1 protein-coding gene is annotated in these 485 nt (G+C 70.3%); it reads left to right on the top strand.

The genetic code is table 11. The features are described from left to right. Positions 1 to 27 precede the first annotated feature (27 nt). The coding region (locus IMZ11_RS43895) for an SGNH/GDSL hydrolase family protein (protein WP_308066922.1) at positions 28 to 485 on the top strand (458 nt) is incomplete at its 3' end.

The raw sequence follows: 485 nt of genomic DNA, 5'->3' as shown, positions 1-485 counted from the left end.
GTGCCCGGTGTACTCATCGCACGAGGGGTGGCCGAGCAGTTCGACAAGCGAATCCGCCTGAGCACCAAGGCGATTGTCGGCGCCACCTCCAAGGGTCTGTCGGGCCAGATCGACGCCATGTTCGTGGCAGGGCCGCCGCCGGATGCCGCCGTGATCATGATCGGCGCCAATGACATCACCAAGCCCAACGGCATCGGGCCGTCAGCACGCCGGCTCGGCGACGCGGTGCGCCGGCTGCACGCCGCCGGGGCTGTCGTCGTGGTCGGCACGTGCCCGGACTTCGGGGTGGTCACCGCCATCCCGCAACCGTTGCGCGCATTCACCCGCGCCCGCGGCCTGCGGCTGGCCCGTGCCCAGGCAGCTGCCGTACGCGCCGCCGGCGGCGTGCCGGTGCCGTTCTCGGACCTGCTGGCTCCGGAGTTCTACAAGGCCCCTGAGCTGCTGTTCTCCGAAGACATGTTCCATCCGTCGGCGGCAGGCTATGC

The sequence above is a fragment of the Microtetraspora sp. AC03309 genome (assembly GCF_020826795.1).
Taxonomy (GTDB): domain Bacteria; phylum Actinomycetota; class Actinomycetes; order Streptosporangiales; family Streptosporangiaceae; genus Microtetraspora; species Microtetraspora glauca.
This window is presented reverse-complemented; position numbering and strand designations above follow the sequence as displayed.